We start from the raw sequence: 10984 nt of genomic DNA on the forward strand, positions 1-10984 counted from the left end.
TTTAAAATGAACAGTTAACACCAAATACAATTGTTCTCAGCGGAGGTAATACCTGACTAAGTGTACCCGTGCCTAATCCCGGAGGGCCTCCTGGCACTGTTGTTTCGGTATCTAAGATGTACTTATTCTTTGCCCATGTGTATAAATTCTGACCTTGAATAAAGATGTTACAGCTAGACATTTTAATCTGCTTTAACCATTCGCTAGGCAAAGCGTAGGATAGGTTTACAGATCTCAGTTTTAAATATGAAGCATCTCCATATACGGCATCAGATGAGGTGAAATTGTTATAGGAAGCAGCAATTACTGATCCTGCTGTTGCCGACGCCCCCGGTAGGCTAGCGTTTGTATTTGTCGGTGTCCATCTTCCCAACCAATAATCGTTCTGGTTACCTAGCGCACCAGGCCTGTTATTTACAATCTGCGTTACGCCAAAGCGGTGGTTAAACTGAAAAAATATACCAAGTTCAAAACCCTTATAGGTAAAAGTGTTGTTGAAACCTCCAAAGAATGGCGTTCCTATGTTTGCAACATATCTATCGTTACCAGTAATGCTGCCATCGCCATCTCTGTCCTCATACATGGCTGCTCCATTAGCAGGATTGACGCCAAGAAAGTGATACAGACGGATAACATTGATGGGTTGACCTACAATATAAGTTGTGGAATAAAATGATTTATCCAGATTTGGGAATTCTGTAACCTTATTACTGTTAAATGTAATGTTAGCGGAGGTTCTCCAAGAAAAGTCTTTTGTCAGCACATTGCTGGTGTTCAATTCAAGTTCAAGGCCTTTGTTCTGAATAGTTGCGGGTAAGTTTAATGTATAAGCACTGTATCCGCTCTGAGTGGCCAATGCATTCAAGGTGATTTGATCTGTTGACCTGTTTCTATAATAATTAGCGGTAAAAGAAATCCGGTCCTTTAAAAAACCCAGGTCTACAGCAAATTCCATTTTCTTAGTGGTTTCCCATTGAATAGATTCATTAGAGAGACTACCTACGTTTGTTGCTGCATTGCCAAGATAAGTAGATGATGAAGAATATAAAGGAAGATAAATGTAGTTAGCAATCTGATCGTTACCCGTAGTACCATAACTTCCCCTCAATTTACCAAAACTTAAGAATGATAAATTATCTTTTACAAAATCTTCATTTGAGAATACCCACCCTGCACCAATGGCACCAAAATTACCGAATCGGTTTTTTGGTCCAAACCGTGATGAACCATCCCTTCTAAAAGTGGCATTTAAAAGGTATTTTTCCCGCCAGTTGTAATTTAGTTTCGCAAAAACGGCATTATATTTATACTTTACTATATTATTGTAGATAACTGTAGTGGTACCAGCAGCACCGAGTGTACCCAATAACGACTCGTTACTGTAATTTGAGCCAAAAAGATCAAGCCCATTGGATGTATTTTGTTGAAAACTCGTTCCAACAAGCGCGGTTAATACACCTCCTCCTATATTTTTAACATAGTCTAGCGTCGGCTCAATAATCCAGTTTTGTGCATTCAGATTCGTGAACTCAGCTGAACTTGAAGGATTGTTTGCAGGATTTTGCGACGACGCCGGATTGGTTGCTGTTTGATCTAACCTGGTATTGGTATAACCAAAATTTGCTTTGGCAGTTAATCCTTGTAAAATGGTATACTTCAAATTGGCATTGGCAATTAAATTATTGGTTACCCCAGTATATCGCTTTAATAAAGTGGCCAAAGGATTGGCATAATTTGTTGACCAGAATAATTTACCTGCAGCATCGTAAAGTGGAAGATTTGGTGGCAAATTATAAACTGATGAAACATCTCCGGTTGGTATATTGGTATTATCATTAGCATAGCTAACAGAAAATGATGCTGTAAATTTCTTGTTTAGCGAACTGTGGTCTAAATTTAATCTCGAAGAGAATCTTTTATCATTATTATCGCCTAAAAAAACAGTGCTTTCTCTACGGTATGCTGAATTGAAGAAAAAGCGGGTCTGCTCATTACCGCCAGACATTGAGGCCTGGATTTCATTAATATGTCCTCTGTTTCCAATAAACATTTTTTGAAAATCGGTTGAGCTATTTCTGTCCCAAACCGTTAAATCTGGCGCATTATTGGTGTTCGGCGTTACACCATCATTTTTAAACGCTTCCGTCCGCATGGCCAGGTATTGTTCAAGATCTAACATTGGAATAAGACGGTTTACTTCCGTAAAGCCAGTATTTAAGTTTAAACCAATTTTTACTTTTCCAGGTTTTCCTTTTTTGGTGGTAATTAAAACTACCCCATTTGCTGCTCTAGACCCATAAATTGAAGTGGCATCGGCATCTTTCAAAATATCGATACGTTCAATATCAGATGGATTAATCATACTAAAAGGGCTAATTCCTCCACTGGCACCAGAAGTTCCAAAGGCATTTAAATTATCTGTAGCAGGCGAGCCTCCATTGAAATTGGTAAACGGAACACCATCAATCACATACAATGGGATTCCCCCTGATGAAAGTGAATTTTGCCCCCTGATCTGCACCTGAACGGCTCCACCCGGAACACCATTGTTTTGCGCAATTAACACGCCAGACATTCTGCCTGATAGTGCAGCCAAAGGATTACCAACAGGTTGTTTTTCAATTTCCTTTGCTGTTATAGAAGCAACTGATCCGGTACTTGTTTTCCGTGTTGTAGTGCCATAACCGATAATCTGTATCTCATTCAGGCTACCTACCGAAGGTTTCATTACAATCTTGTACGAATTTTCTAGACCAATAAGCTGTTCTGTATTCTGGTAACCAATACATGTAAAAAGCAATACTTTTGTTCCTTCATCCGGAAGATTAATCCCGAACTGGCCGTTTCTGTCTGTCGCTGTACTTAACCTATTGTTCTGTTTAAACAAAATCGAAACACCTGGGATTGGCACCCCGTCTTCATCTACCACAATACCAGAAATCCGGATATCAACAGGCAATGCCTTAACTTCTGGTTTTATCGAAGAAATTAAAATCCGGTTATTTAACTGCGTTATTTTAAAACGTTTGGAATTAAACAACACATCAAGCAGTTCCTGAACGGTACGTTTTTGTACCGGGATATTAATTTCCTTTAATTCTTTAAGATCGGTATTTCTATAAATGAAAATAAAGGGTGTTTGCTTTTGAATTTTTTCAATAGCAGAAAATACACTCTCATGATTTAATCCTAATACGACTTCTGTGGTAGAGATCGACTGACCTTTGGTGTTAGAAGCAAAGATTAATGAAGAGGTGGCAAAAGTTATTATAGCTAGTACAAAGCTTAAACGCATAATCTGACGAATTAGATGTCGTGATTTTTTAGAAGCGAAAAATTTCTTACAGGGATTTCCGCCCTCTGCTGATTGTGCAGAAAATTTCATAATTTTAAATGTTTTAAATGATGCCTAATTGTTTAATACATGCTGTTCCAATTGCAGTTGGAACAGTGCAAATTTCATCTCTCTGTCTTGCAAGGACAGGGAGATTTTTTCATCAAATGCGGAAATAATAGAGTACTTTCATGTGGTTTGGTTGTTTGGTTTTGGTTGATATTGATTATTTAATTATTGCAATCCTTGCCCGAAATTAAAATCTCGTTAGCTTTGGTTACGTATGCTGCATTATTAAAGGAAGTTATTACCTGCAAAATCTCGTCTAAACTTTCTCCTTTTTGAAAAGTTGTGGTAAAGCGGCAATTTTTACCGTGATCATCCACAAATGTAATTTTAGTTCCGAAGCGTTTAGCCAATACCTCAACAGCATCCTTCATGGTAATGTCTTCGAAGAAAATATCTTTTGCCTGCCAGTCTACAACCTCTTGAGATATCACTTTGGTTAGGCTTGGCATTTTTCTTTTCTCATCAAAGATTAGCTGTTGATTAGCTGTAAGTACGCCTAAGAGCTTTTGATGATCCTGCACACTCACTTTGCCACGGGTTACTGTTATTACAACTTTTTGCCCCGCTATGGCTTTGATATTAAAAGCAGTACCTAAAACAGTTGTTTTAACTTTCCCTGCATGAACAATAAAGGGCTTAACCGTATCATGAACAATGTCAAAATATCCTTCCCCTTTAAGGGTTACTTCTCTGGTATTTCCATTAAAATGCTGGGGATACAGCAATACTCCACCATTATTTAATATCACCGTACTCCCATCTGGTAATACAATTTTTTTATGCTCCGTTTTTGCTACTACATTAACAACTGCTACATTGGCTTTAGCTGTTATTTTTTGTGCTTCAGGCTTAAAGAAATAAAAAGTAGAAAAACCCGCAATTAATAGTATAGCGGCCCAACCTATCCAGGCAAAATTTAATTTAAACGGCTTCTTTTCTTCCCCGCCAACAATTTCGTTGAAAATTTTATTGGCCTTACTTTCTGCCATAGTTTCTTCAGATTGAAATAAATCCCAATCTTTTTCCATTAAGCGTCTTTCAAATTCAATATTGTTTGAGGCGTTAAGATGATTAAATAAAACGCTCTTTTCTTCTTCTGATATAGTATTGTGAGCATATTTCTCCAGAAGTTCACTTATTTCTTCATTTTTCATACAAATGGCGATATAGAAAAGATATTATCTTGTTCGTTTTAATAGTTGACGTTTGTGAAGTGTAAAAAGGGGTAGCCAAAAAAATATTTTTTTGATATTTTTAAATTTCAACCGCATTTTAAAAGAAAACCCTATAAAATAGGGATAGATAGGCTTATTTTAGCAATCCAATAAAAACGAAAGATATAAGTGGTATGGCATTATTTTCGCCAACCATGTTACGTAATGTTTTTAGGGCTTCTCTTAAATGAACCTTAACAGTAGCTGGTGCAATATGGAGTATTTCAGCAACTTCTTTTTGTTTCATACCTTCAATATGGCACATCCGATAAACAAGTCCTTGTTGTTTGGGTAGCTTATCCAGTAACTGATCAACATAACTTTGCGCATCTTTTCGCATAATGGCATCTTCAGTCCCGGTATCCTGTTCACTCCACGCTATTTTCTGTAAGTCTGTTGTTTTATTTTCGGCAGCAATAGCTCTAAGTGCATCTAAAGTAAGATTAACGGCAATTCTGCGAATGTATCCACCAAAGTTTTCAATTGTATTTAGATTCTCTCTTTTTAACCAGATTTTAAGAAAGGTTTCCTGAACCACCTCTTCGGCCCTTTCTTTAGATTTCAGGTACCTATTTGCGTAAGAAAAAACTTTATTCTTATAAGCATCAAAGATCAAGCGAAAGGCCTGTTGATCGCCAACAGCTATTTTGAGCATTAAATCTCGTGCCTCTCCCAATTCCTTATTTTGCATATACTAATATAATATTTTCAAAGCAGGTTTTCTTGGTTGACAAAGTGTTTTTATCATGCAAAAAGGCCTCATCCATTAAATAACGCTAATTTAAAAACAACTCATACGGTGTTAAAAATTAATTGCTAACCTGCAATGGTGTAAATTATATTTTCTGTCTGAATCTATAATTTTTGGTAAGACTACAAAAAAATCCGATTATTTCCTGTAAATAAGGATACAATTTGACAATAGGTTTCTTAAAAAACAACTGTTCTATCTTAAAATACTGCAATTTCATTCACAACATTGTGCAGATGTAACAGTTATCGAACAAATCAGGCAATACGAGACTGTTTTAACCACTGGAGTGCAAATAAGAGATAAAAAATGATTGAAATTAGACTTTAAAGTCACCATTAAAACTAGACTAAAGCTCAAAAAGTTAGACAATTTAAAAGCCAACGCATACGTTTTCGTATTTTTCTTAAAGGGGATCATTAAAAGAATAGATGATTATGCAGACTGTTAAAATAGTTATATTGCGCCGCTAAATCATAATGAACAATTCAAAAAACGCTAATCTTAACAAACTATTCTCATTTCTATTAAAAAAGGAGTGCGTAATTGCCATTTATCTTCTATTGGCTATTGTAGCAGGTTATAAACAGTACCATCATCATACTTACAACAACTATCTGATTTTCAAATATGTATATTGGCACACAGTAGATCTGCAAAATTTATACAATAACTATCCAGAATATATAGACAGCAACCATTACGGGCCTTTATTTTCAGTCTTTATTGCTCCTTTTGCACTGTTACCCGATGGTTTAGGCACTGTGCTTTGGAATGTGGCCAATGTATTGATTTTACTTTGTGGAATTTACAGTCTTCCCATATCGTTAAACAAGCGTACTATCATTGCCTGGATCTGTGCACACGAAGCCTTAACAGCACTCTTTAGTTTTCAGTTTAACATTGCCCTCACGGGAACTATTTTACTCAGTTTTTCTTATCTTATTAAAAAGAAAGAAATACAGTCGGCTTTTTTTATTGCCTTTGGTACTTTGGTTAAACTATATGGAATTGTTGGACTTGCTTTTTTCTTCTTTACCAAAAACAAGCTAAAATTCATTTTAGGCTGTTTCATTGCATTTGCACTACTATTTGCCCTGCCAATGGCGATTTCATCTCCGGCATTCGTAATTCAATCATATAGCGATTGGTATCATTCCCTAGCGCATAAAAATGATTTAAATGCATCATTAACTTCCTTTCAGGATATTTCTTTGATGGGTATTGTAAGGAGGGCAACAGGTAATATAAACATCCCCAATACCCCTTTTTTATTGGTTGGTGTTATATTATTTGGTTTACCTTATTTACGGATTAAGCAATATAAATACCTCGGCTTTAGGTTAATGTTATTGGCATCGACACTTATTTTTACGGTCATATTTAGCAGCGGTTCCGAATCGCCAACCTATATTATTGCTTTTGCAGGTGTTGCCATTTGGTTTATGGTGCAGCAAAACCCAAAAAAAGGTTGGATAACAGCGTTGTTTGTTTTTGCATTTGTATTAACCAGCCTATCGCCAACCGATATTTTTCCCAGACCGGTTAAAGAATTTATTCGTCTATATTCGCTTAAAGCCCTACCTTGCGTTATCATTTGGCTAACTATAATTTATCAAATGATGAAAGAAGATTTTGAGTCTTATCTGATTGCCGATAATGAGTAAATTAGTTTCTATAGTAATCCCTGCTTACAACGAAGCCGATAATATTTTTGTAATAGCCGAAAGTATTAAAAAAGTTTTTTCGACCATCAATTATGGTTATGAAATTATCCTGGTTGACGATGGAAGTGCCGATCATACACTCGAAAAAATAAAGGATTATGCTTCAACGGCAGAAAATATATTTTTCCTCGAGTTCTCTAAAAATTTTGGCCACCAACTGGCTGTTAAAGCGGGTATGGACCATGCTTTTGGCGATTGTGTAATTTCTATGGATTGCGATATGCAACATCCTCCAGAGCTGATTCCAGAAATGTTACAGAAATGGCAGGAAGGTTTCGAAGTGGTGTACACCATCAGGGAAGAAGATAAGAATTTATCAAAAGGAAAAAGAAGCTCATCAAACTTATTCTATAAAATCTTAAACTGGCTATCGGATATTGATCTCGAAGCTGGCGCCGCCGATTTCCGTTTACTTGATCAAAAAGTTGTTACTGTTTTCAGAAATTTTCATGAAAACGAGCCCTTTTTGCGTGGTCTGGTAAAGTGGCTTGGCTTTAAGCAGTTTGCCATTCGCTACAATCCGGCAGCGCGTTTTTCGGGAAATAGCAAATATACATTTAAAAAAATGTTAAGGCTGGCCTTGCATGGCGTTACCTCTTTCAGTATAAAACCGTTGTATTCGGCAGTTTATCTTGGTTTCACTCTGTCTTTTGCCTCTGTGCTGTACATCCCTTACATTATTTACGCATTTGTAAACCATGTAGAAGTCTCTGGTTGGGCATCAGTAATCATGACCATTGTCTTTTTTGGAGGGTTACAGCTCATTATCTTGGGCATTATAGGCATTTATGTGGGTAAAATGTTTATGCAGTCTAAAAACCGACCTAATTACATTATCCGTTCAACCAATATTCAGCAAAAATAAAATGGTACTGTTAAGTTTTGATATCGAAGAGTTTGATATGCCTTTTGAATATGGAAAAGATATTTCTTTCGAAGATCAGATTGCCATTTCAAGGGCGGGTACCATTGCCATTTTAGACATTTTGGATAAATACGAGGTAAAGGCAACGTTTTTTTGTACCGTTACTTTTGCCGAAAATATTCCCGATCTGATTAAACGGATTACCGATACGGGGCACGAACTTGCCTCTCATGGTTATTATCATTCAGATTTTAAACCCGAACATTTGCTTCAGTCAAAACTAAGGCTCGAAGAACTTTCAGGTAAAGAAATTACAGGTTACCGCATGGCCAGAATGATGCCTGTTGACGAAAAGGAAATTGAAAGAGCCGGATATATTTATAATACATCCATTAACCCAACCTATTTGCCTGGGCGATACAATAATTTTAATATTTCAAGGACACACTTTATTAAAAATAATGTGTTGCAGATTCCAGCTTCTGTAAGCCCCTTAATTAGGTTCCCCCTATTTTGGCTGTCTTTTCACAACCTGCCTTTAAGCGTTTACAGAACATTAGCCAGCTGGACTTATAAAAAAGATAAATACCTGAATATCTATTTCCACCCCTGGGAATTTACCGATTTAAATGATTTTGAACGATTTGGTTTCCCCGGTTATGTAAGGAAAAATACAGGTAAAAAAATGATCGATCGCATGGAAATATTCATTTCTTGGATGAAGGGTAAAAATTATCCATTCGGTACCTTTCAGGAGTTTATTAAAAAGCTAGCCCTATAAGTTCTTATATGGTATTTTTTTTTGCGTTTAGGGCAGTTACCGGAGCACGGGAACAAACCTAAATAGCTGTAATGGCTTTGCGCTTCTAAAAAAAAGCTTTAAAGGCTTATTTATAAGTTTCGGCCAATTTTAAGGCATTGTAAGCATTAACAATACCTCCGCTCACACATATTTCGCTAAAAGGTACACGGGTGTTCTCACCTCTTTCATTTTTATATTTTACCTTGTGTGTTACTTTAGAAACCGATTTTATGATAATCTCTCTTACCTGGGCTGGTTTTAAATCTGGATAATAGCTTAAAATTAATGCAGCCAAGCCAGCCACAACCGGAGAAGCCATGCTTGTTCCATCAGCCTCTTCATATTTATTGTCAGGCACTGTCGATTTAATTAAAAACCCCGGAGCAAAAACATCAACACTATATTTACCATAATTAGAGAAATCGGCTTTCAGATTATCATCATCTTTGTAAGCACTTGCGCCTACTTCGATCCAATTATTGGCGTGGGGCAGGTTAAATTTTGCTGAGTCAATAGGTACTGGTTTTACTAATGTAGATCGATCATAAGATGGCCTCATACCCATTCCGTTATTTTGTGTAATAGGTCTGGGCGGCGTAAAATCTGGCTTGCTTGGTTTTTTATTGGCTTCTTTATAAGCTTCAGCCTCTTTACCATCAAAAAACTTATTAGGGTAATTCTCTTCGATATCATTATTCTGGTTGTCGTTTCCAGCTGCATGCACCAATAATACCCCTTTAAGTTCTGCATATTTTACCGCCGAGTCTACCGCTTTTTTATCCCACTTATAACTTTTACCAAAACTCATATTAATTACTTTGGCACCATTATCTACTGCATATCTAATGCCATTGGCCACATCTTTATCGCGTTCATCACCTGTAGGTACCACCCTAATGGCCATAATGCTCACATTATTGGCTACACCCAAAATACCGATAGAATTGGTACGGTCAGCACCAATAATTCCCGATACGTGTGTACCATGAAAAGCATCCGGTCCTTTTACGTCGTTATTTCCATAATCTTTTTGATAAGAATTGCCATAATCATCGCCAACCAGTTCGGCGCGCATATCATATTTAGGATTTAAGTTATACTTTAGCATCGCATCGTATTGCTTATATCCTTCCTTTATATTCTTATAAAATTTCTCGAAACTCCCATCTTCTTTAGCTCCTTTTCTGATGATTGTTTTTACCTGTTCTTCAGTTTCATCATCGGCCTTATATCGATCAATATCCTCCATCGTTGGGATTTCTTTTTTATTAATCTTGGCCACAGAATCTAAAACTTTGTTAATAGCAATCAGAACTGAAAAGGTATTGCTGGCATCTTCATATTTCTTACCGAAATCGCCAACCATCTTCTTATAAAGTTTAAATTCTTCCTTTTGCGTACTATCCAAAGGCGTTAAATTAGTTGTTGATTGATATTTTGGCCTATAAATTCTTAACAAACGCACCAGTTCAAGATTATCGAACGCTAAGTTTCCTTTTTTAGAGCCAATAAAATTCCAGCCATGGATATCATCAATATAACCATTACCGTCATCGTCTATTCCATTTCCTGGGATTTCCTTTTTATTCGTCCATAAAACACGATGCAAATCAGGATGATCGGTATCTACTCCACCATCAATTACTGCTACAATAATGTTTTCTTTAGATTTTTTATCTTTTAAAAGTTCGCGATAAGCTTTCTCTGTACTGATGCCAAAATATCCATTCTCTATTAAATCGAGGTTAAACCAATTTGCCGGGAGTTGTACATTTTTACTTTGAGCAAAAACACCAAAGTTTACACACAAAATAAAAGCAAGAAAAGTTAATTTCTTAAGATTCACATTTATCATCATAATATGTACGTAATACTACAATAATACGGTTTTATTGCTTTCTGAATGAAAGATTTCACATCTTTTAACAAGAGAAGTCAATCAGTTTTAGAAGCGCACTGGAAGAGGCATATAGGTTCGGTTCCGTCCTGCTGTCTGTTTTACTCCGCCAATGAAGAATCGGCTCCGTGCCCACTTCCATCAGGGCTGCCTGGAATGGTCCTGTCCTCAGAGAACTTAATGAGCTTAACTTCTTAATGGCAAGAAGGACATCGTCCATTTTCATTTGTAATAGTTATAAACGAAGAAAACCCTTCAACATTGCTGCTGAAGGGTTTCTTTTAAGATCTGGCACCGACCTACTCTCCCACGTGTTACCGCAGTA

The 10984-nt window shown here is 36.6% G+C and carries 7 protein-coding genes; 3 read left to right on the forward strand and 4 right to left on the reverse strand.

What is annotated here, in order from left to right; genetic code table 11:
* Position 1 precedes the first annotated feature (1 nt).
* From HDC90_RS07275 to HDC90_RS07285, 3 genes are all read right to left on the reverse strand, one after another.
* Entirely contained in the window at positions 2–3385 is a 3384-nt protein-coding gene (locus tag HDC90_RS07275; protein ID WP_184465302.1) for a TonB-dependent receptor, read from the reverse strand.
* Positions 3386–3564: 179 nt separating this feature from the next.
* A complete protein-coding gene (locus HDC90_RS07280) occupies positions 3565–4557 on the reverse strand; it encodes a FecR family protein (protein ID WP_184465303.1) in 993 nt (330 codons plus the stop codon).
* Positions 4558–4711: 154 nt separating this feature from the next.
* Positions 4712–5308 carry an RNA polymerase sigma factor gene (locus HDC90_RS07285; RefSeq protein ID WP_184465304.1) on the reverse strand — a complete coding sequence of 199 codons (597 nt, stop codon included), beginning with the start codon at positions 5306–5308 and terminating at the stop codon, positions 4712–4714.
* Between the two features lie 539 nt (positions 5309–5847).
* On the opposite strand from HDC90_RS07285, the gene HDC90_RS07290 reads away from it, so the two are divergent.
* The 3 genes from HDC90_RS07290 to HDC90_RS07300 are packed head-to-tail and all read left to right on the forward strand — an operon-like array spanning position 5848 to position 8741.
* Positions 5848–7035 carry a glycosyltransferase family 87 protein gene (locus HDC90_RS07290; RefSeq protein WP_184465305.1) on the forward strand — a complete coding sequence of 396 codons (1188 nt, stop codon included), beginning with the start codon at positions 5848–5850 and terminating at the stop codon, positions 7033–7035.
* Positions 7028–7960, forward strand: coding sequence for a glycosyltransferase family 2 protein (locus HDC90_RS07295; protein WP_184465306.1), 933 nt, complete (start codon positions 7028–7030; stop codon positions 7958–7960). The genes HDC90_RS07290 and HDC90_RS07295 overlap by 8 nt, the downstream gene beginning before the upstream one ends.
* A 1-nt stretch (position 7961) precedes the next feature.
* Positions 7962–8741 carry a polysaccharide deacetylase family protein gene (locus HDC90_RS07300; protein ID WP_184465307.1) on the forward strand — a complete coding sequence of 260 codons (780 nt, stop codon included), beginning with the start codon at positions 7962–7964 and terminating at the stop codon, positions 8739–8741.
* A gap of 106 nt (positions 8742–8847) precedes the next feature.
* On the opposite strand, the gene HDC90_RS07305 is transcribed toward HDC90_RS07300, so the two are convergent.
* Entirely contained in the window at positions 8848–10617 is a 1770-nt protein-coding gene (locus HDC90_RS07305; RefSeq protein ID WP_184465314.1) for a S8 family serine peptidase, read from the reverse strand.
* Between the last annotated feature and the right edge of the window lie 367 nt (positions 10618–10984).

This window comes from Pedobacter sp. AK013, from assembly GCF_014205835.1.
Taxonomy (GTDB): domain Bacteria; phylum Bacteroidota; class Bacteroidia; order Sphingobacteriales; family Sphingobacteriaceae; genus Pedobacter.